This is a genomic window from Desulforhopalus sp., from assembly GCA_030247675.1.
Taxonomy (GTDB): domain Bacteria; phylum Desulfobacterota; class Desulfobulbia; order Desulfobulbales; family Desulfocapsaceae; genus Desulforhopalus_A.
In genome coordinates this window covers 315,581-335,618 of sequence record JAOTRX010000005.1, presented here as the reverse complement: position 1 = coordinate 335,618, position 20,038 = coordinate 315,581, and the positions used below count along the sequence as shown (strand labels likewise).

Below are 20,038 nucleotides of genomic sequence, written 5' to 3'. Positions count from 1 at the left end.
TTTGAGAACAAATAACTGCAAATACTGATCCGAAATTTCAAAAGGGAAAATGCGTGTTACAAGCTGAGATAATTCAATAAGGTGAAAATCCGTTCGGGAAGAGTGTCAAATTCCCGTCTGATAAGATTTGCAGCCAGATCGAGTGTCAAAGCGATGACAACGAGACCGGCGCCGATGTTGATGGGGAAGGAGAGGAGAAAGACGTTGAGCTGGGGAAATACCCTGGCAAGGATGCCGAGAATCAGGCCGGACAGAAGGAGCACCGCAAGTACCGGGGCGCTGAATTGTACGCCGATGATGAACATGTGGGAAGCCAGCTGCATGAGGAAGGGGACGGCCTCGCCGGATACATCGAACTGACCTGGCGGGAGCAGGTCGTAGGATAAGACCACGGCACGCAGAAAGATGTGATGGCCGTTTATTGCCAGAAAAATCATGATGGCAAAGACATTCTGGAATTGCGATACGAGCGCCACCTGCCGTTCGCTTTGGGGATCAAAAATTTCGGCGGCGGCGAAACCCATCTGGTAACCGATCACCGTCGCTCCAAATTCGACGGCGGTAAATATCAATCTGGCGACAAGGCCGAGAAGCAGGCCGAGGAGAACCTCGGAAAGGATAAGCAAGAAGAAAGGAACAGGGCTGAAATCCATCCGGGGCACGGCTCCGGCCATGACCGGGTACAGCATAAGGGAGATGACCATGACCAGGGAGGTTTTAACCCGTCCCGGAGTCTGGGCGGATACAAAGACCGGAATGGCCGAAACAAAGCCGGCAATTCTGCTGGTGACTATGAGAAAGGTTTGCAGCTGATCAATTGGAAGGAGGGGAAATTCCACGGTGGCTGTCAAAGGGTGACCATGGTTTCAAACAGACCCGCCGTGAAAACAGTGAGAAGTTTGATGAGCCATGGTCCAAAAATCAGCATGGTTACAAAGACGGCGATAATTTTAGGGACAAAGGTAAGGGTTTGCTCGTTGATTTGGGTAGCTGCCTGGAAAATGGAAACCAGCAAGCCAATGATCATGCCGATGATCAGCATAGGCGCTGAACCAAGGAGGATGGTCTGAATCGCCTTGCGACAGATATCGATGGCAATTTCGGGAGTCATGGAAGGTCTCCGGTTGCAAAAAAGGGTGGTTGTGCAACTAGCCAAAGCTCTTGATCAACGACCCGACCACAAGGCTCCAGCCGTCGACAAGGACAAAGAGGAGGAGCTTAAACGGCATGGAGATAATGATCGGCGGAAGCATCATCATACCCATCGACATCAGGACTGACGAGACGATCATATCGATGACCAGAAAAGGAATATAAATCATAAAACCCATTTGGAAGGCACGTTTGAGCTCGGACAACATGAAAGCCGGAATAAGGGTCATGGTCGGAATATCCTCATGCTGAACCGGCTCATTCTTCATGGTGATCTCGGTGAGCAGGGTTAATTCTTCCTCTCGGACTTGGCTGAACATAAATTCGCGCAGGGGGGCCAATCCCTTTTCCAGTGCGTCCGCCTGGCTGAGTTCTTCCTTCATGTATGGTTGCAGGGCTTCCTCATTGATTTTATTGAGAGTCGGAGACATGACAAAAAACGAAAGGAAGAGGGACAAGCCAAGAATTACCTGGGTGGGAGGCATGTTTTGCGTGCCCATCGCCTGGCGGACAAAACCCAAAACGATGACGATTCTGGTAAAACAGGTGGTCATCAACAGGATTGCCGGAGCCATCGAAAGAACGGTCAATAGGAGGAGAACCTGCAGGGCAGAGGAGACTTGCTTGGGGTTTTGGGCGTCTTCGACGCCAAAGGTCACGGTCGGCAGGCCGACGGCCCGGCAATTTTCAGCCAGGAGGACGATACCAACGACCGCCGTGAGAACGACGATGCACGCCATGCAGAACGAGGCCGGCCGTTTCATAGCCGTTGCTCCGCCTCCGTGGCCCTGAGCGTTGCCTCAAACGATGGACCGGTTGTACCGGGAAGGGTGGCGATGTGATCAATCCGGTCATTGCTGATTCCAATCAGGTATTCATTACCCTTTACTGTGACCAGGCACAGCGATTTTTTCCCCATAAGGGGTTTGATCTCAAGAATTTGGATACTTTTTCCAGGATTGCCGGCAAGGAGGGAAAAGCGTTTGCGCAGGAGGCCATACAGGGCCAGAATAATGCCTAAGACGACCAGAAGACCCCAGATCATCCTCAAATAGCTTTCCATTTCAATTACCGGAGCTGTCGAAGCGGGATGCGCTATTTCCGGTGTCTGGCAAAAGAAGAAAAGGATCGACAGTACAGGAAAGGTGCGGGATTTTCCGGCAAGGGTCATGGCGAGTTCCACTTAACCGAGATTTTCTATACGGTCGGAGGTGCTCACGACATCGGTAAGACGAATACCGAATTTATCCCCGACCATGACCGCTTCACCACGCGCTATGAGTCGAGAATTGACGTAGAGATCAAGGGGTTCACCAGCGAGTTTGTCGAGTTCAATAACATACCCCTCACTCATTTTCAGAAGGTCCTTGAGGAGGATCTTGCTTCTGCCGACCTCAACAGATATCTGCAGAGGAATATCGTAGAGGAAATCCAGTCCTCGATTACCTTTTGGGTCGACGGCCGGTGCCGATCTTGAGCCACCGGTGGCATCGCTTTGCAGGAGTTCTTTGATTTCTTCCGGGGCCGGACGAGTATTGCCTGGTGTAACCATGTCATTGTTCCTTTATCATTGGTAAAGGCCGGTGAGACTGATGGCTTTCTTGCCATTATGCGTTCCGGGAATAGCTAGAAATTTGATCTTATCTTCGACAAGAACCTTCAGCGGAGCATTGGGATCATATGGTATGTCCAGGATATCCCCCGCCTGGAGGCGTAATAACTGGTTGATGCTGAGGGTGAGGTTGCCGGACAGAGCGGTGACCGTCGCCGGCACTTCCTGCACCTCATCCTCCAGTACCTGTTGCCATGAACTCTTGGTAATGGTCGGTATATTGAGGAGTTCCCGCAAAGAATCTCGAAGAGGCTCAAGGGTGGCAAAGGGGAAAATAAGATGAATCTCTCCAGAATGGTCACCGACTTTTACCATGAAGGTGCCGACAATAACCTCGGCCTCAGGCTCGACGATTGACACTAAACGGGCGTTATTTTCAAGCTTGATCAGGGCGGAATCCATCTCCAGCAGTTGCGAGAACGCCTTGTTGAGATCAATGCAGGCATCGGAGAGGATGGCTTTCAAAATGGTCAACTCGAGCGCGGTCAGTTTGCGATCGAGGTGCAGCGACTGCAGATCGGCGGAAGCACCGAGCATTATCTCCAGCACTGAAAAGGATAATACCGGGTCGAGAATGATCATCGCGCCATACTTCAGTGGATTGAGGTCGAGGATGCCAATGGCGCCAGGATTGGTTTTGTCTGCCATGAACTTTTGGAACTCAAAGCTCTGCAGAGAGGTTCTGGTAATGGTAAAGGAGCGTTGCAGCTGATTGCTGATTGAGGTTGAGTATGACCTGCAGAAAGCGTCAAGGATGATATCAAAATTGGGGATTCGAAAGAGTTCGCTGTCGGGTTTGGTGAGCTGGAAGAGATTCGCTGGGGTGCATTCGAGAAATTGAGGCTCATGTTTTTCCTCAAGATCAAGAGACACCCTGCCATCGTGGATAGCCCTGAGAAGGTCTGAGATTTCGGTTTTACTGAGAATCTGTTCCATGCGTTTTCCGCAAACCTATTGCACGACGAAGTTGGTGAAATATACTGCTTTTACCTTGCCGGCTTTTAAAAATGAATTGATCTTGCTGGTGATTTCCGCCTTCAACTGCTTTTTACCTTGAAGGTCTTGCAGCTCCTCGAAGGTCTTATTGCCAATCAGCAGAAGAATCGCGTCGCGCATCTGCGGCATCCTCTTTTCTACCTCGCCTTTTACCTCTTCATTGGTCAATTCAACCGTCAAGGCGATCTTGACGTAATGGGCGGTATCGCCGCTGATGATATTGACAATGAATTCATCAATATTCACCTGAGGGCCTATGTCCGTTGCCTGGTTGAGGTCAGGTACTTGCACCTGTTTTGCCGGATCTTTTACCTCTTTTGGCTCAGGGGCTTTTTTCAATAGGAAGAAGGTTGCCACGCCGATTCCGATCAAAAGAACCAGAACCCCGGCGCCGATCATTATTAAGAGCTTCTTTTTGCTGCCGCTTTCGACAGGTGCAGCTTCCTTTTTTTCCGCCATCTAGCTACTCCAACTCAGAAGGAGATGATCAGCACCCTTTCAGAACCTAAAGCTTTACCGCAAGGGCAGGTTTCGTTTAAACAGGCAGACTGCTTAACTCAGCTTTAACAGTGCTAGGGTTGTAACGTATTGGTTTGTTCAGTTTATAATAGGCTGTATCTTTTCAAAACTCAAGCAAGCAAGAACTATTCCATGGCGTTTGGAGTTGGCAGAGACAGAGATTACAAAATACCGGGAAGGGAACCTGAATTCCTAAACAACGTCAGGAAATGCAGATAGGGGACACTTGCAGCGAAGCAGTGTCCCCTATATGTCGAGCATCAGAGGAGGGTGGCACAGGTTATGGGTGGGTCCTGTTGATAATCCCTATGTCAAAAATATGACCTTTAGCGTTTAAGGTTTATCAACTCACCAAGTAACTCGTCAACGGTTGTAATGATCTTGGAGTTGGCCTGGAAACCACGCTGAGCGGTGATCATTCGTACAAATTCCGCACCCATATCAACGTTTGACTGTTCGAGAGAGTTGGTGAACACCTTGCCCAGCTCCGGTCCCGGCAGGCCGGTTCTGGCGGGACCGGAAGAGGTAGTCTCGCTGTAAAGGTTGCTGCCGACCAATCTAAGCCCATTGGGGTTGACGAACTTTCCTAAAACCAGTTGGGCAATTTTGGTTTGTTGACCGTTGGAGTATGAGGCGATGACTATGCCATCCGGATCTATTTCGACTCCGGTCAGGTTACCGGCTCCAAAGCCGTTCTGGTTTTGGGAGATAACGACGGATTCGCTATTGAACTGAGTGGTTTCAAAGGTAATGTCGATAGCGGTATTGGTCGTGCCGTTGTTCCAAGCCAAGCTGGCTGCGGGAATGGTTGCCACAGTATCGGTGGGTGGAACGAGAACGGAGTTAGTCAGGACACCGTCGGAGGTAAAGGTCAGATTGGGAAGTGCTCCCTGCAAAACTACCGGTGGCACTGCATCGGTTTCGGCACTCCACCGTACTCCCCAGGTATTGCTGGCGGTTTTGATGAAATAGGTTGTCAATAAATGCGGGTTGCCAAGTGAGTCAAAGACCTGGGCTGAGGATGAATAGGTGAAGGTATTATCGTCTGTGTAATCAAAAGCAGCGGTAATTATTGGTTCTGAGGAATCGAGGTTCGTTGTCAGGACGAGGCTGGAAGTGGCATTTCCTTCGATAAGTCCAGTACTGGCAACCTGGATATCCGAGGCATCGCCAGGAAGCAACTCGCCGTTGACATCGAATTGTTTGCCTTGGACTCTGAAACCTTCCGGGTTGATCAGAAAACCATCCTCGTCGAAGCGAAAGGCACCGGCGCGTGAGTAGTAGGCAGATTCGTCGCCTGGTTCCTTAAGAATAAAGAAGCCCTCGCCCTCAATGGCGACATCCAGGTTGGACTCGGTCGACTCAAAGGTCCCCTGACTGAAGACCTGATCGACTTTCGACATACCGACACCTCGGCCTACCTGAGAGACACCGCCCGAGCCATTGATCGAGGAAGACAGGAGGTCGGCAAAAACCGTTCGCGATCCTTTGAAACCGACGGTATTGGTGTTAGCTAGATTGTTGCCGATAACACTCATCGCCTGGGAGTTGGTGTTGAGACCGCTGACTCCGCTGTATAGTGCACTTGAAATTCCCATATTTTTCTCCTTTCTTCAGGTAAGAGTCAGGTTGTCCGGTAACTTTGATGCTTGGCTGAAAAGATTCTTTTGCAATCACAATATGTCTTTTGCTGTATCGGTAATTTCTGCCACAGTGTTTAGGGTTTTGTTGACTTCTTCAGCAGTTTCTGAGGCAGTTGTGGCGGCTGTTGCCGATGTAGTTGTAGTCTTATTCGGGTCATAGACGCCGATGATGCCATTGAAGGAGACCTCACCGGCTTTGGTTATAAGAGTGCCACCAGACTCCCCACCGAGATCAACCCCTGTCACTTCCGATTTAATAAGCGGAGTTGCTTCAACCGTCCCATCGGCCGCTGCCTTTGCCTCAAGGACGATCTTGTAGTTGCCGACCGGTGCCTTCACACCGCTTTTTGTTAAACCGTCCCAGGTTAAATAGTGATTGCCCGCAGTCAGTTCGGTACCCTTAAGAGATGCGACCGTGACACCGTTGAGTTGCAGGGACAAGGTTACAGCCGATGCCGGGCCATCAAGTTTGTAGCCAAGTTCGATGGGATCCCCGGTAAAATCAAAGCTGCTTGCCGTATAGGAAACATCCTTACCAATAGTGCTGAGGGTCGAGAGACGGTCGGAATTGGCATTTGAGGTCACCATGTTGTTCATGCTCTCGTTGAGAGTGAAAAGCTGTTCAAGAGAGCTGAACTGGGCCAATTGAGCCGTGAATTCCGTCGGGTCGTCGGGATTTAATGGATCCTGATTTTGCAGCTGTGCGACAAGCAAGGTAAGAAAATCCTGCTTGCCCATTACCGCGTCGTCTTTGTTTTTAGCAGTAGTTGCCCCTGCGGAGGCGGTTGCTGCTTGGTTTATGGATTCTATATAATTGCTCATTGGATATCCTCTTGAGACGTTTGTTTTTTGCGATGTCTTCGCCAGGTTTCCTGTATTGAGGGCCGGTTAGATTTTTACATTGACGCCGCTTATCTCTGCCGGCTGTTGATACATACCGGCGACATCAAGACTAAAGAGGGCTTCGGCATTTCCAGTATTTTTTGCGGCAGGCGGGGTGTAGTCATTGCGGCTGAAGAGCTGCTGGTCGAAGAGATTGAAATCATCGGCGGATTCGGACTTTGCCGTAACCGTGATATCATCAATAATAAACCCCTGGTTTTCCAGAACAGTTCTTAGCCTGGCCATATTCCTTTCGATAATTTCCTGGGTATAGTGGCTGTTTGCGATAACATTTGCGCTAATTGTGCCATCTTTTACAGTGAGATCGATTTTTAATTCACCGAGCTCTGCCGGATGCAACTGTATGTTGACGCGGGTATCAAGATCCCGTCTCGAAATTTGAAACCGTTCGGCGATCTGGCGGATAACTTCTTCTTGATGAACAAGGGTTCCAGATGGCAAAGTCACCGGCCTTGTCGTCTCGGCGGCAGGGAGTTTTTGTCCTTCCTGTATAGAGGCCAAAGGCTGGGCGAAGGTGCTGGATTGATCCGTTGAAACCGCGGGCGCAATACCGCTTTCCCCAGTTACAGCGGTATTGGCCATGGGCGTATTACTTTGCCGGTTGTCTTCTGGAGCTGCTTCCTTCTCTTGTCCTTCTTGGAGAATCATTTTTCCTTCATAATATTGTTGCCGGATAGTGTGCCGAACCGAGTTGAGATTCTGATTGGCCTTATCGGCGGCTGGCACTTCGGTGTTGTTCGGTAAAATGATTGAATTGCTTTCAGGCTCAACCTCAGAAAAGCTAGTGGTTGCAGCAGCCGTCAAGGTTTGGGCTTCATCGGGGGCATTGACTGTTGATACGGGCAATTGATAGCCACCTGCTCCGGGCATAACCTTCAAGGTGCTGCCATTGATGGTGATCGATAATTTGCCATATTCGTCATTGCTTTCGATAATCTTCTGTAATTGTGTGAGAATCGCATCTCGTTCCGGCTTGACACCCTGGGATTTCGGAGCCTGAGGCAGCGGCAAGGGTTCGGCGTCGGCCTCGCCCAACTGCTCGGTCAGAGAGGTCAGGAGAGTGGCTGTTTGAGTATCACCCTCTGTAGTTGGCGATTTGATCAGGGAAACCGGGGTGGAGCCTATCTGCTGGTCATTTTTTGATCGATTGTCTGCCTGCAGGGCATTAACGATAAAAAGAAAAAGTGGTGAATTGCCAGAGCCCTGTTGGCTTGCGGCCGGGTTGGCAAGGGTGTTGAGGGAATCTCCCAGAGCGGCTAGGTCAAGCTCCTGATTGAAGCCAGTCTCCTCTTTTACGTCGGTGCCGGAGTTTTCTAAAACTGGTTCTTCAGAAGAAGGATTGAGTGCGGTCGAGTTGTTTATTTCATTGTTTCTATTGTCTTTTGGTGGATCAGGCCTGTTTGCCGACTGGGATGACTTGTCCTGATTCCTTGGTTGATCTTGCCGGTTTGATATGGCCTTGTCGAGATGGGGTGAAAAACTGTCAGTTTCTCGGCCGGCAGGTGAAGAGGCGGATTGAGGAACCTGCGGGCTTGGCGTTTGGATAATAGCTATATCGGGCATAGTGTCACTCAATTTGCAAGGTTGAAAAGGTTGTACTCAGCTCGGAGGCCTTTTGTTTGGCGACCTGATCCATGATCTTGGCGGCTGCCTTCGGCTTCATGCCGGCAAGGAGGTCAGCGGCTAACTTCTGGTCCAAACCGGATACGGCAAGTGCTGCCTTTGCTGGTGTCATTTTTTCGTAAATGCCGGCCAGATTCTCAATGCGTTTCTTTTCTTCAGCAGATTTTGCAGTAAGCAGGGCTTCTATTTTCTTTTGCAGTTCTTTCATTTCTGCCAGCTTACCATCTATGTCGGCAAGTTTCTTATCGACACCCTCCTCAAGGGTCTTTAGCTCCTTTTTGTGCAAGTCCATATCTTCGCGTTCTTTCCGGATATTGGCCCGTTCTTGAGAAATAGTGTTGTCGATCCGGCGCTCTTCGACCGAGCTGTAATTGTCTTTCTCAGAATTTTCTGGATTCTCGGCGCCGCCAGCTGGCAAGGGGAGAATGAGAGAAACAAATAACAAAAGGATGCTGGTAACGGTTTTCATAGGTTTTTGCCGATTCATTGGATGGGATTAATTTTGCTCGGATTCGTGACGGAGTATTGCAATCTCGTCGAGCATGGCGGTTTCCTTCTTGTCGAGATGCGCCGCCCAGGCCTTGTCCTGGCGCTCTTTCAATCGCTCCATGATTTGTCTTTCCCTGGCCCGGTTGATGAGATTTTGGTGCTCCCGCTTGAGGATCTCGGCCTTTTCTGCAAGATTTTTGGCAATAGCCTGAATATTTGCCTTGACCTGGAGGATTCTTTCCTCGTAGCGGATCAACTCGGTAATATTTACTCCTTCGGACTGCAGATGTTCGCTCCGGCCAGCGAGCTCTGTAAGAATGCAGTTTTCCTCGGCAAGCTTTTGCTCAATTAGCTGGTGCACCTTTCTCGCCTCGAAAAACCGATTTTGGGCAATGTCTTCCAGGCGTTTTCGATAGGCAAGGACATTATTCAGGGAGAATGGCTTCATCGACTGGTATATCCCTTAACGGCTTGCGTGGTAACTCGGACGGGATGCTGTTTTTTATGACACTCTAAGCTTTATCGGATTGCCGGCGATTTTTCTTAGCCGGTTCTTCGTCTTTGCGTTCGCTGAGGACCATACCCAGTTGCTCAACCGAGTGTTGTAACGTGTCGGTTTCGGTGAAGTTTTGCCGTAGGAAGGTGTTTATCGCATCGATCTTGCTGACGGCGTAATCAATTTTTGCATTTGAGCCTTTAACGTAGGCACCGATATTAATAAGGTCCTCAGCTTCGGCGTAGCGGGCAAGGACCTCACGGGCCCTGCCGGCAAGTTCCTGATGTCGGGGCGAGACTATATCGCGCATAACCCGGCTGGCGGAATTGAGGATATCAATGGCCGGGAAATGGTTTCTTGCGGCAATGGCGCGGGACAAGACGATGTGGCCATCGAGGATGGATCGTACCGAGTCGGCGACTGGTTCGGTCATGTCATCACCATCAACAAGGACGGTATAAAGGCCTGTTATTGAGCCTTTATCGCGGAATCTTCCAGCCCTTTCAAGGAGTTTTGGCAGGGTGGCGAAGACCGAAGGCGTGTAGCCCTTGGTTGTTGGCGGTTCACCAATGGCTAAGCCTATTTCGCGCATGGCCATAGCAAAACGGGTCACCGAATCCATCATCAGCAAGACATTTTTGCCCTGATTGCAGAAGTATTCGGCAATTGCCGTGGCCACAAAGGCGCCGCGCATTCGAAGCAGCGGTGATTGGTCGGAAGTGACGACAACGATAACCGACCTGGCCAGGCCTTCCTTTCCCAGGTCTCGCTCGATGAATTCACGGACCTCCCTGCCACGCTCGCCAATTAGGGCTATTACGTTGACATCGGCCTTGGCAAATTTCGACATCATACCGAGGAGGACACTCTTACCAATACCGGAGCCGGCCATAATGCCCATTCTTTGACCCATCCCGCAGGTAATAAGGCCGTTGATGGCACGAATGCCAAGGTCGAGAGAATCGGTGATATTCTGTCTTTCCATGGCACTGGGAGGAAGAGAGTAGAGGGCCTTTTCTTCGGTAACGACAGGTTTGGGGAGGCCGTCCTGAGGAACCTCCATGGCATCGACAACCCGGCCGAGAAGGCTATTGCCGACGCCTATAGTGGCGCTGTCCCGGACAATACGAATAAGACTGCCTGGGCCAAGGCCACGAATTTCGCCAAGGGGCATGAGGAGCGCTTTATTATCTTTAAAGCCGACTATCTCTGCATAAATCCCCCCCCTTTCGTCCATCTGGGTGATTTCACAAAGGGAGCCGATGCTCGCATGGGGGCAATAGCCTTCGATGACCAGGCCAACGATTCTTGTCACCTTACCCCAAACCTTTATGAGGTTGAGATCTCTGATGTGTTGGGCGTTCAGTTCCATGATTATTGCAGTGCTTTGTTGGAGCTAACTGTGCCTTTTTACTTCCTCTCGGATCTGTTCCAGTTGGCTGGAGATCGTTGCATCGATGGTGCAATTGTCAGATTCAATTCGCGCCCCACCTCGTTCTATCGAGTTGTCTTTTCTGACCACGATGTTGTTCAGTCCGCTCAAACCGGCGACGAGCTCGGGCGATTTAGCAACAATCGTATCATAATCATCCGGGTGAACATGGATGGTGAACTCATCCGACTTCACTGCTCGCCTTAAGGCTTCTTCGATGGTAGCAATCAGGGATTGGTCCTGTTCGCGCAACGAAATGCGTAAAATTTTTTCGGCTATGGCCATGGAAAGATCAAGCAATTCCTGGCTGCTATTCTTCATTATCGTGGCACGCAGTGTATCCAGTTGCTGGCAGGTGTTGAGCAGGGATCGTGTTGCGGCACCGTAATCCTGCTCAGCTTTATCCCACACTGCTTTTGCGCCATTCCGATATGCCTCGGTAATTTTTCCCTCAGCTACGGTCAGGGGGATATATTGACTAAGATCGATTTGTGGTTCAGCGGCGGGAGGAAGCGATGTGTCGATCTCCGGGGCAACTTTCTCGGCTGGGGGCTCCGGAATATCATTCAATTTGAACTGTTTTTCGGGTTGGGCGAGAGGTCGAGTCTGGGTCTCTTGGTACTGGAAGGGCCTGGCACTTTTTCGTGGGTCTGGGGACCAACCGGAAGGGGTAATACTCTCACCCTGTTTAACAATTTTTTCAGCTTGAAAATCAGGAGCATTTTTAAAATACCTAGACAAGCTCATCGCCGCCTCCGCCTCCTAGGACCAGTTTGCCTTCTTCTTCAAGCTTCATGGCGATTTTGACTATTGACTGCTGCATGAGTTCGACCTCGGAAAGCCGGACCGGTCCCATGGCCTCAAGGTCGTCTTTAATCATGTCGGCGGCACGGGAGGACATGTTGGCGTAAATCTTCTCCCGCATCTGTTCTGAGGCGGTTTTAAGGGCAAGAGTCAGGGCGTCGTTATTGACCTCACGCAGAATCATCTGCAGTGACCGGCCATCAAGGGCAATGAGATGTTCGAAGGTAAACATCTTCTTCCTGATTTCCTCTGCCATCTCCGGATCGCTTTGTTCCATCTCATCGAGGATCTCGGTTTCCAGATTGTTTTTCATATGGTTGAGAATACCAACCACAGCCTCTAAGCCACCGACCTTCTTGTGAGTTTTTCCGGAGACCAGACCTATCTCCCGGTGCAGGGCGTCCTCTATCCTGGTGATTACCTCAGGTGAGACCTTTTCAATTTTGGAAATGCGGTAGACAACGTCGGCCCGCATCGTTTCCGGCAAGTTGGTCAGTATTTCCGCCGCGTGTTCGATGTGCTGGGTAGAGAGTACCAAGGCGATTGTTTGCGGATGTTCGTGTTCAAGAAGGCCTGCGACCATGCGTGGTGCCATCAGGGCAATGGTCTCAAGAGATTTTGTCTCAGTGCCGGAAACAAACTGATCAAGAAGGAAATTTGCTCGCTGTTCGCCGGGGGTTGCGGCAATGGCTTTCTTGGCGAAGTCTTCACCTTTGACAAAGAGTCCGGCGTAACGCTTCTGAGAGTCACGGAAGGCAGCAAAAACTTTCTCTTTCACATCGACCGGAATGTGCTCTATAGAGGCCATAGTCCTGGTCACCTGGCGGATTTCATCGTCGGACAATTCCTCAAAAATCTTGGAGGTTGCTTCGGCACCAAGACAAATAAGGAAGACTGCAACCCGATTAAGCCCGGTAAGCGTTTCGATGCCCATAGCCTATCAACCTTCCTGGATCCAATTTTTAAGAATAAAGGCAGTTGGAACCTGGTTGTGGTTTACTTCCCGGCGCAACGCGGTAATTGCTTCATCCACCGGGAGAGGTGGTTCAAGAGGTTCTTCTTCAGTCTTTTGCTGTTGTTCCAGTTCAAGTTGTTCAACTGTTTTATAATGCTGTTTTACTTCACCTTTCATGGTTTTAACAACAGGTCGTATCAGGAGAAAATAGAGGATCAGCATCCCCAATGCTATCAAGAGATATTTAGCAAGGGGAAGATACTGATACAATAGATTAGCCGAAACCTGTTCTCCTTCATGTTGAGGTTTTACAGGATCAATAAAGGGCATGGATAAAACATTAATCATGTCGCCACGGTCAGCTACCAGACCGATTGCCGATCCAACCATATTTTCAATGGATTTCATTTCCTCAGGGCTTCTTGGGGTTGTCGTGGTACTGCCACCGCCTTCATTTTGCTGAACCTTGTCGGCTACGAGCACGGAAACGGAGAGTTTTTTGATGGTTCCAACGGGAACGACAGTCTTGCTAATGGTTTTGCTTATCTCAAAATTGGTGGTCCGGGAATTTTTAGTAGAAGGTGGCGCTGAAGCGCTTTGTTGAAACTCATTGCCCTGCAGATTTGATTGGACGCCAGGAACGCCTCCGCTATTGTCAACGCCGGTGGATTCTTGGTTGACTTGCTCGCTTCTGATTACCGGGTCGTCGGCGTCAAAAAGCTCCTGGGTCTTTTCCACTTTGGAGAAATCGAGGGCTGCAGATACTCGAACCATTGCCTTATCTCTGCCCATAGTTTTGTCCAAGAGGTCCTGGGCACGCATCTCCAGGTTGTGCTCTACCTCGCGCTGGAAGGCTAGGGTGTCGAGGGAAACCAGATTGTCCTCGGTTTTCTGTTTTTGTCCCTCAAGGACGACTCCATTGGCATCGATTACCTTGACATTATCAGGCTCCAGGTCACTTACCGAGCCGGCAACCAGATGGATAATTCCCTGAACCTGCTGTTTGTCAAGGGTTTTCCCTTGCCGGAGTGTCACGATTACCGATGCGGTGGCATTTTTTTGCTGACTTTTGAGCAGGCGTTTTTCCGGCAGGGCAAGATGGACACGGGTCGATTCAACAGGGGCAAGAGAGGAAATCGTTCTCGCCAATTCACCCTGCAGGGCCCTGGTATAGTTTACCTTTTGTACGTAATCGGACAGGGCAAAGCTCTGCTTGTCAAAGACCTCGAAACCGATGCCGCCACCGCTGGGCAGGCCATTTGCCGCTAACTCAAGACGGGTCTGGTAGAGTTGATTTGCGGAAACCCAGATGTCCTTGCCATCATTTCTCAGGCTGTATTCGATTTTTTGGTTTTTCAGCCAATTGACTACCGTACCGGCATCATTCATTGAGAGATTGGCATAGAGAAGTTGCTGGTCTGCTGTTCTTGCCTGAAGAATGAGGACAACAGAGAGGGCAAGAGCGATAAGCAGGACTGCACCGGTGGCAATTTTCCTGGACAGCGGCCACTCCTGAATGAGAGTGGTAAGGTTTTTTCGCTCAGGTTTGACAATTTCCGGCGAAGGCACGCCTGCTGTTTCCGGAACCTGGATACTTTTTGTTTCTACTGCCATTATTGTATCCTTTTAGGGTCATCTTCCCTCAAGAGGGGAGTTATCGTAGGTGTTGATTGTGTAAAATTAAGCACAATTATATCTGCATGCGCATAATTTCTTCATAGGCTGTTAGCGCCTTATTGCGCATTTGTACCAGCATCCGCAAAGAGATATCAGCCTCTTCCACGGCAATCATTACCTCGTGCAGATGCTTGGCATCACCGCTTTGCAGGCTCTTGGTTGCCAGGTCTCCGGCCGCCTGGGTCTCGTCGACTTTGTTGATGAGATTTTTTAATATGTCACCAAAACCATCTGCTGCTTGGCCAACGGCGCTGTCATTTCCCGGTTTTGTTAAGTGTGGCGCTATTCCAGTGGTGGTATGTATCGTATTCATCGCTTCTATCTCCCTATTTCCAGGGCTTTAAGGGCCATTCTTTTGGCGCTTTTGATGGCAGTGGCATTGGCTTGGTATGATCTGGTTGCAGACATCATATCGACCATCTCTTCCATGACGTTGACGTTGGGCATCGCCACATATCCCTCGGTATTCGCATCGGGATGAGAAGGATTGTAAACCTTTCTTGGTTCGGACTTGTCTTCGATTATTTTAGTGACCTTAACACCCTGTACGGAGTTGCGAAGGTGGCCATCTAGTTGCTCTTGAAAATTGAGAGGGGTGCTTTGGAAATATACGGATTTCTTTTTGTATGGGCCTCCCTCAGGAGTTGAAGTGGTCTCAACATTAGCCAGATTCGAACTGATTGTGTCAAGTCTTTGGCTTTGAGCCCGCATGGCGGAACTGCTGATTTTAAAAGTGTTGAGAATATCCATAAAGACTCCTCTTTATTAAAGCTTGCAAGCAATGCTGTTTTTATACCGCAAGGACAGGTTTTCGTTTGAGCAGACAAGCTGCTCAACTCAGCTTTATTGTCCGGTAAGTACCATATTCAGTTGAGTGATTTTCTTTTTCAGTAACTGAGCGGCAGTTTCATAGAGCAGTTCGTTCTCAGACAAATCCGTCATTTCCTGATTGACACTGACACTGTTTTTATCGCCGATTCCGGTTTTATCCTCTATGGTTACGATCTTACCGGTGACCGAGTGGAAATTGGAGGGGCCGAGCGGAATATGGGCGCTGTGCGAGGTGGTGAGCTTTACGCCGCCCCCACGCAGGGCCATTGCCAGATCTTCTTCGAAATTAAAGCGCTGCGCAGAGTATCCAGGAGTTTCAGCATTAGCGATATTCGAGGATATTACCTGAGCTTTTTGAGCGCGTAGATCGAGCACCTTACTGAGAAGCTGCATATTTGAATCAAATGGCTTTAATGGATCCATTGCTTCTCCTTCAAGTATTAGTAGTCACGCAGCGGTGATTGCTACCGGTTGTTTTTCTGCCTTCTCGACAGAGTATCAAACTGCAATTCCCGTTCCGCATATTTTTTCCAATGAGCGTTTTTCCCTGTTTCGGCAATTTTCTTGAAGAGGCTTAGGGCCTTTTGTTCATTTCCTTTTTTTCGTTCCAGGCTGGCAAGGCGGAAAAGTGACTGTTCATAAAAGGTATTTTCTTCGGTAACATGTAGATATGCCGCCTCGGCATCCTCTAATGCGCCCTGCTGAAAAAGGCTCTCGGCGAGCATAAATTGTTGTTTTTGAGGAAGTGGTGTTTGGTTTGCGGCAAGTTTTTTCAAGATATCTAGGCTTTTCTCGAAATCATCAGTTCGAAAGTAGAGAATAGCCGCAATATCATAGAGTTCTTTGTCATCCGGTAGTGGGGAAGGTAGGAGACGAAGGGCTTCTTCTAACCGCTCATCAGCGATCAGGGATTGCAAGCGGAATAATAAAATTTCACGGTAATGCTCACCTTTGGGGTAGTTAAAAAAGTATTGTGACGAATAGTCTTCCACCAAGCTGTAACTGCCTTGATTGAAAGTTGCTTTAATCATCGGGAGATATAACCATTCTCGTTGATCAAGAGGCATGATCTCGATCAGGTAAAGGTAGAGTTTTTGTGCCTCATCAAAAAGACCTACATTGTGATACGCCTCGGCGATGTCAATCAGGAACTTACTGTTTATCCAGCTTTTTTGAAAAAGGTCCTTGTTCTTTTTAGCCAAGACGAGCGCTTTTATGTACTCCTTGCGATCGACATGCCTCTTAATCTCTCCGGGGAGAAGCTCAATGAGCAAGGCTTGCGCCGAAATTCTGACATCACCTGCCAAGAATTCGCGGAGAAACTGCTGGAGCAGTTCGATGCTTTGCGCGCTATCGCCAAGTTGTGAATGGACGAGTGCCATCTTGAAAAAGGCCTCTTCGCGGATGATGCGTAGAGGAGAATCTTCAGATATCGTTTTGTATTTCTCTAGAGCTTGTTTGGCAAAACCTTTGTTTTGGAGATACTGCAGGTCAGCTTTTTTCATCCCTGCGCGAAACCCAGCCTCGGTCCCGGAATAGGAACTTTCAATCAGTGAAAATTCATTAATGAGGTTGAATCTTTCTTCAAGCTTCATTTTTGCCATATTCTTTCTGTAAGAAATAATCCCGACAAGTGATTTGTCGGGAACTACCGAACTGAGCTGGTCGTAGCACTGCACTGCATCTTGATACATTTTTTGTTCGTAGAAAGAGCCGCAGTAACCGCTCAAGGAATATGGCAGAGTGGGGAGGATTTTCGAGGTGTTGAGCAGTTGGTAAGACGCAAACGCCTTAATCGGTTGTTTTGTTGCATTCCAGTAATCTGCTCGGCGTATCTGTACGAGCTCCTGGATAATATCCGGCAAGGCGATATCGTCGCGCTGCAGAAGTGTATTCAGATGGTTAAGCTTCTTCGAAGCTAAGGCCGCTTCGATCTGGCCGAGATACAGGTAGGGCGCCAGTGGGCTGTTTTTGCCAAGCGTCGTCTCAAGATTTTGATATTCATATTCGGCAATATTGGCATCCTGATATTTTGCCCGCAGGTGTATGAGTAGAAAGTTGGCGTAGGTACCTAGCAATTCTTCTTTGTATTGCTCCTTGAGAACATACAGTTGTCGATATGCTCCATCGAAATCACCCTTATGGAGCAGTGTTTCGCCCAAAGAAAGGGCCAAAAGTTTTTTGGTTTCATTATCTTGTGTTTGCTGGAGGAGTTCGAGAATTTTTTCGTCCAGACGTCCCGACGAACCTTTTTCAAATAATTGCATAGCATCGTCGGGAAGGACTTTAAGATTTGCTTTTTTTCCCGGGGGTAGAAACCGAATAATAGGAAAGGGTGGCGGGGTAAATTTTAGTGGGACGTCAATTGTTACCGGCGATTCGTAGTTGGAGAAGAATGACATCCAGTCCTTTTTGTATGGTGATTGAATCACCGGATTGGAGAAATCGGTGGAAATCTTTTCAACTTCGCTGATTCCCTTCAGCCTTTCGGACAGTTCCTTATATGTTTTGCTGTACTCATTACCAAGAAGGATAACGAGAACGATTTTATCATCAGCGCTTTTTTTCAAACTGAAGTGTTGCGGTTTGTACCTGAAAAAGAGAGAGACAATCAAATCATTTTTATCGGGGCGTGGCAAAATTTTGACTATTTCTTCGTCTGGAGGGAAAAGAGTAGGTGCTGGGGACAGTATTGTATTGGCAAAAACCAAATCGACCCGCCGATTATCACTGGTTGCCTTGAATTCGGGGAGTTTGTCGAAAGAAAAGTAGAGTTGAACCAAATCCTTGGAATCTGAACGTATTATCTTGGTGAGCTGGGATGCATGCACCTCAAGCTGAAAAGCACTGGCGACCAGCAGTATCGAGAGGAATAGGCGTTTCATGAAGGTGTTATTGCAATATATATACCAGTTGATTGTCTGTGGGTGGTTGGCGGTTTAGCAGAGTAGTTTTTACGCTGAATAGAGGTAAAGTGAAGGTCATGTGTGGGCAGTTGTGACAAAATAATGACTCTGTGCTGGTGCTGGTTAAGGCTACCGGAGGTTTGTGAATTTTTTTGTTTCTGCCTTCTTTTTTCATGAGTTAGTTTGATTTTTTCGTTTGCTTCTTGATATGATTAGCCAATCACTAGTTTGGAAAGACTAAGGAAAATCTGCAATGAGGTGGTTGTCGCATAAAAAGAAAGGCGTTGCTTCACGGTATTTCTGGTGTAGCTGAAAGAGAACGCTGGCAATTATTACAGGAGAAAATAATGGGAAAGAACGTACTGCTGGTAGACGATTCAAGCACAATGAGAAAAATCATCGGCCGATCCCTCCGCCAGGCGGGGATCGAATTTGATAATATATATGAAGCAGCAGATGGCTTGGAAGCTTTAGAGGTCCTGGAAAGCAAAAAAGTCGACATCGTCCTCAGCGATATTAACATGCCCAACATGGATGGGATTTCTTTTCTTAAGGAAAAGGCCAACCGTCCAGGAATGAAGGATATCCCGGTTCTGATGATTTCTACCGAAACTGGTGATGATATCATCGGTGAAGCAAAGGCACTTGGCGCCCTTGGATCTATCAAGAAACCTTTTACGCCGGACAAGGTAAATGAAGTTCTTGGGCCACTTTTGTAAACAGGTGTGGTTTGACTACGGAGAATTGTCCCTTCAGCTTGATAACAAAGATACTTAATAACCAGGTCATACCTTCAGGATATCTCTTCTTGCGAGCTGGGGATCTTAGGATAATTGTGAGGAGGTAGGTACATTGCGCGACAGAATCATTGAAGCTGCTAAAGAGATTTTTTCCTCCATGCTGATGATGGAAATTTCAGCGGATATGGAGACTAATACCAAGCTTCATCCTTTAATTGACAGTATATCCGGGGTGATCGGCTTGGCGGGGACCCATAAAGGGGTATTGGCCATCCACATTCCACATAAGGTAGCGATTGCTATTACCAGCAGTTTTCTTGGAATGGATGTTGAGGAGATTAATTCCGATGTCGAAGATGCAGTCGGAGAATTGGCGAACATGCTAGGTGGTAATGTTAAGTCAATACTCTCCGAGAATGGCAGGGATATCAATCTGTCGCTTCCAACCACCATTTCCGGTAAGCATTATGACTATCAAACCAATAAGGATGCGGAGACTATCGTCATTCCGTTAACGTGTGAAACAGGTCAGTTCACAATAGAACTCCAGCTGGAAAAATAGTGTAACTATATTAAATAAATAGGAAGAAGGCAGCTCAATTGTTCGTGGGCTGCCTTTTTCCTTCGATGCCGGGGAATGCGCGATGGCAGATCAGTTTGATGTTGGTCAAGAAATAGTGAACAGCGCTCAGGATGTATTTTCGACCATGCTGATGGTCGATCTGGAGAATGAAAGCTTTTTATTCAACCAAAGGCAAGTCTTTCAATCCAATATTACCTCAATGATCGGCCTAGGAGGGGATATTCGCGGGGTGTTGGCGATTCATTTTCCGGACGTGGTAGCCAAAAGCATAACTAGCGGTTTTCTAGGTATGGAAGTAACGGAGTTGGATGACGATGTCAAAGATGCCATAGGGGAGATCGCTAACATGGTCGCCGGTAATCTTAAGGTTGCGTACAGTAAAGTATCCTTGAATATTGAGCTGGCCATCCCTACGTCAATAGTTGGTGAATCAATTAATGTCAATGTCTGCGGGGCCGCCAGGGCTGAGAGAATAATTGTTCCACTGAAGATGGCAGGTGAGATATTTTGGATAGAACTGATGTATATGCCCAACTAAGTCACTGCAAGGTGCTTTAAGGCTCTCGCTTCGTGATTGTCTTTCGAATTTTCCCCTATTAAGAGAGAAGATGTAGTTCTTTCTGAACTCAATAGCTAAAGCTGAGTTGAGCAGCTTACCTGCTCAGACGAAACTTATG

Annotated in this window: 23 protein-coding genes; 3 read left to right on the top strand and 20 right to left on the bottom strand. The window is 48.5% G+C overall.

The window, feature by feature from the left end; genetic code table 11:
• Positions 1-56: 56 nt before the first annotated feature.
• The 20 genes from fliR to OEL83_12895 all read right to left on the bottom strand — a co-directional run bounded on the left by fliR (position 57) and on the right by OEL83_12895 (position 17,843).
• A complete protein-coding gene (gene fliR, locus OEL83_12990) occupies positions 57-839 on the bottom strand; it encodes a flagellar biosynthetic protein FliR (protein ID MDK9707958.1) in 783 nt (260 codons plus the stop codon).
• An 8-nt stretch (positions 840-847) separates the two neighbouring features.
• Entirely contained in the window at positions 848-1,111 is a 264-nt protein-coding gene (gene fliQ / locus OEL83_12985) for a flagellar biosynthesis protein FliQ (GenBank protein ID MDK9707957.1), read from the bottom strand.
• A 37-nt stretch (positions 1,112-1,148) separates the two neighbouring features.
• Positions 1,149-1,916, bottom strand: coding sequence for a flagellar type III secretion system pore protein FliP (fliP, locus tag OEL83_12980; protein MDK9707956.1), 768 nt, complete (start codon positions 1,914-1,916; stop codon positions 1,149-1,151).
• A complete protein-coding gene (locus tag OEL83_12975) occupies positions 1,913-2,323 on the bottom strand; it encodes a flagellar biosynthetic protein FliO (GenBank protein ID MDK9707955.1) in 411 nt (136 codons plus the stop codon). The genes fliP and OEL83_12975 overlap by 4 nt, the downstream gene beginning before the upstream one ends.
• Before the next feature lie 12 nt (positions 2,324-2,335).
• On the bottom strand, positions 2,336-2,704 hold the full coding sequence (fliN, locus tag OEL83_12970; GenBank protein MDK9707954.1) for a flagellar motor switch protein FliN: 369 nt from the start codon (positions 2,702-2,704) through the stop codon (positions 2,336-2,338).
• Between the two features lie 15 nt (positions 2,705-2,719).
• On the bottom strand, positions 2,720-3,700 hold the full coding sequence (locus OEL83_12965) for a FliM/FliN family flagellar motor switch protein (protein MDK9707953.1): 981 nt from the start codon (positions 3,698-3,700) through the stop codon (positions 2,720-2,722).
• A gap of 15 nt (positions 3,701-3,715) precedes the next feature.
• A complete protein-coding gene (locus OEL83_12960; protein MDK9707952.1) occupies positions 3,716-4,219 on the bottom strand; it encodes a flagellar basal body-associated FliL family protein in 504 nt (167 codons plus the stop codon).
• 386 nt (positions 4,220-4,605) lie between these two features.
• A complete protein-coding gene (locus OEL83_12955; protein ID MDK9707951.1) occupies positions 4,606-5,877 on the bottom strand; it encodes a flagellar hook protein FlgE in 1,272 nt (423 codons plus the stop codon).
• A gap of 75 nt (positions 5,878-5,952) precedes the next feature.
• A complete protein-coding gene (locus OEL83_12950; protein ID MDK9707950.1) occupies positions 5,953-6,744 on the bottom strand; it encodes a flagellar hook assembly protein FlgD in 792 nt (263 codons plus the stop codon).
• Positions 6,745-6,810: 66 nt separating this feature from the next.
• Entirely contained in the window at positions 6,811-7,860 is a 1,050-nt protein-coding gene (locus OEL83_12945) for a flagellar hook-length control protein FliK (GenBank protein MDK9707949.1), read from the bottom strand.
• A 532-nt stretch (positions 7,861-8,392) separates the two neighbouring features.
• Positions 8,393-8,917 (bottom strand): hypothetical protein, encoded by a 525-nt coding sequence (locus OEL83_12940; protein MDK9707948.1) that lies wholly within the window; start codon positions 8,915-8,917, stop codon positions 8,393-8,395.
• Positions 8,918-8,944: 27 nt separating this feature from the next.
• On the bottom strand, positions 8,945-9,385 hold the full coding sequence (fliJ, locus tag OEL83_12935; GenBank protein ID MDK9707947.1) for a flagellar export protein FliJ: 441 nt from the start codon (positions 9,383-9,385) through the stop codon (positions 8,945-8,947).
• 64 nt (positions 9,386-9,449) lie between these two features.
• Positions 9,450-10,805: a FliI/YscN family ATPase gene (locus tag OEL83_12930; GenBank protein ID MDK9707946.1), complete on the bottom strand. Its 1,356-nt coding sequence runs from the start codon at positions 10,803-10,805 to the stop codon at positions 9,450-9,452.
• 24 nt (positions 10,806-10,829) lie between these two features.
• The gene (locus OEL83_12925) at positions 10,830-11,612 is read right to left on the bottom strand and encodes a flagellar assembly protein FliH (GenBank protein MDK9707945.1); all 783 of its coding nucleotides are present in this window, start codon (positions 11,610-11,612) and stop codon (positions 10,830-10,832) included.
• Positions 11,599-12,603 carry a flagellar motor switch protein FliG gene (fliG, locus tag OEL83_12920; GenBank protein MDK9707944.1) on the bottom strand — a complete coding sequence of 335 codons (1,005 nt, stop codon included), beginning with the start codon at positions 12,601-12,603 and terminating at the stop codon, positions 11,599-11,601. Before fliG ends, OEL83_12925 begins: the two co-directional genes overlap by 14 nt.
• Before the next feature lie 6 nt (positions 12,604-12,609).
• The gene (fliF, locus tag OEL83_12915) at positions 12,610-14,238 is read right to left on the bottom strand and encodes a flagellar basal-body MS-ring/collar protein FliF (protein ID MDK9707943.1); all 1,629 of its coding nucleotides are present in this window, start codon (positions 14,236-14,238) and stop codon (positions 12,610-12,612) included.
• 76 nt (positions 14,239-14,314) lie between these two features.
• Positions 14,315-14,614: a flagellar hook-basal body complex protein FliE gene (gene fliE / locus OEL83_12910; GenBank protein ID MDK9707942.1), complete on the bottom strand. Its 300-nt coding sequence runs from the start codon at positions 14,612-14,614 to the stop codon at positions 14,315-14,317.
• A gap of 5 nt (positions 14,615-14,619) precedes the next feature.
• Positions 14,620-15,051 (bottom strand): flagellar basal body rod protein FlgC, encoded by a 432-nt coding sequence (gene flgC / locus OEL83_12905; protein ID MDK9707941.1) that lies wholly within the window; start codon positions 15,049-15,051, stop codon positions 14,620-14,622.
• Between the two features lie 93 nt (positions 15,052-15,144).
• Complete coding sequence (gene flgB, locus OEL83_12900) at positions 15,145-15,555, bottom strand: flagellar basal body rod protein FlgB (protein MDK9707940.1); 411 nt, start codon at positions 15,553-15,555, stop codon at positions 15,145-15,147.
• A 41-nt stretch (positions 15,556-15,596) separates the two neighbouring features.
• Entirely contained in the window at positions 15,597-17,843 is a 2,247-nt protein-coding gene (locus tag OEL83_12895) for a tetratricopeptide repeat protein (protein ID MDK9707939.1), read from the bottom strand.
• Positions 17,844-18,322: 479 nt separating this feature from the next.
• On the opposite strand from OEL83_12895, the gene OEL83_12890 reads away from it, so the two are divergent.
• The 3 genes from OEL83_12890 (at position 18,323) to OEL83_12880 (ending at position 19,899) form a co-directional block, all read left to right on the top strand.
• Positions 18,323-18,757 (top strand): response regulator, encoded by a 435-nt coding sequence (locus OEL83_12890; protein ID MDK9707938.1) that lies wholly within the window; start codon positions 18,323-18,325, stop codon positions 18,755-18,757.
• A gap of 133 nt (positions 18,758-18,890) precedes the next feature.
• Positions 18,891-19,340: a chemotaxis protein CheX gene (locus tag OEL83_12885; GenBank protein ID MDK9707937.1), complete on the top strand. Its 450-nt coding sequence runs from the start codon at positions 18,891-18,893 to the stop codon at positions 19,338-19,340.
• 82 nt (positions 19,341-19,422) lie between these two features.
• Positions 19,423-19,899 (top strand): chemotaxis protein CheX, encoded by a 477-nt coding sequence (locus OEL83_12880; protein MDK9707936.1) that lies wholly within the window; start codon positions 19,423-19,425, stop codon positions 19,897-19,899.
• Positions 19,900-20,038: the final 139 nt, after the last annotated feature.

Excerpts from the sequence above, each read along its gene's own strand:
- fliQ (MDK9707957.1), bottom strand. The coding sequence starts at position 1,111 with ATGACTCCCGAAATTGCCATCGATATCTGTCGCAAGGCGATTCAGACC.
- fliP (MDK9707956.1), bottom strand. The coding sequence starts at position 1,916 with ATGAAACGGCCGGCCTCGTTCTGCATGGCGTGCATCGTCGTTCTCACG.
- OEL83_12975 (MDK9707955.1), bottom strand. The coding sequence starts at position 2,323 with ATGACCCTTGCCGGAAAATCCCGCACCTTTCCTGTACTGTCGATCCTT.
- fliN (MDK9707954.1), bottom strand. The coding sequence starts at position 2,704 with ATGGTTACACCAGGCAATACTCGTCCGGCCCCGGAAGAAATCAAAGAA.
- OEL83_12965 (MDK9707953.1), bottom strand. The coding sequence starts at position 3,700 with ATGGAACAGATTCTCAGTAAAACCGAAATCTCAGACCTTCTCAGGGCT.
- OEL83_12960 (MDK9707952.1), bottom strand. The coding sequence starts at position 4,219 with ATGGCGGAAAAAAAGGAAGCTGCACCTGTCGAAAGCGGCAGCAAAAAG.
- OEL83_12955 (MDK9707951.1), bottom strand. The coding sequence starts at position 5,877 with ATGGGAATTTCAAGTGCACTATACAGCGGAGTCAGCGGTCTCAACACC.
- OEL83_12950 (MDK9707950.1), bottom strand. The coding sequence starts at position 6,744 with ATGAGCAATTATATAGAATCCATAAACCAAGCAGCAACCGCCTCCGCA.
- OEL83_12940 (MDK9707948.1), bottom strand. The coding sequence starts at position 8,917 with ATGAAAACCGTTACCAGCATCCTTTTGTTATTTGTTTCTCTCATTCTC.
- fliJ (MDK9707947.1), bottom strand. The coding sequence starts at position 9,385 with ATGAAGCCATTCTCCCTGAATAATGTCCTTGCCTATCGAAAACGCCTG.
- OEL83_12930 (MDK9707946.1), bottom strand. The coding sequence starts at position 10,805 with ATGGAACTGAACGCCCAACACATCAGAGATCTCAACCTCATAAAGGTT.
- OEL83_12925 (MDK9707945.1), bottom strand. The coding sequence starts at position 11,612 with ATGAGCTTGTCTAGGTATTTTAAAAATGCTCCTGATTTTCAAGCTGAA.
- fliG (MDK9707944.1), bottom strand. The coding sequence starts at position 12,603 with ATGGGCATCGAAACGCTTACCGGGCTTAATCGGGTTGCAGTCTTCCTT.
- fliF (MDK9707943.1), bottom strand. The coding sequence starts at position 14,238 with ATGGCAGTAGAAACAAAAAGTATCCAGGTTCCGGAAACAGCAGGCGTG.
- fliE (MDK9707942.1), bottom strand. The coding sequence starts at position 14,614 with ATGAATACGATACATACCACCACTGGAATAGCGCCACACTTAACAAAA.
- flgC (MDK9707941.1), bottom strand. The coding sequence starts at position 15,051 with ATGGATATTCTCAACACTTTTAAAATCAGCAGTTCCGCCATGCGGGCT.
- flgB (MDK9707940.1), bottom strand. The coding sequence starts at position 15,555 with ATGGATCCATTAAAGCCATTTGATTCAAATATGCAGCTTCTCAGTAAG.
- OEL83_12880 (MDK9707936.1), top strand. The coding sequence starts at position 19,423 with ATGGCAGATCAGTTTGATGTTGGTCAAGAAATAGTGAACAGCGCTCAG.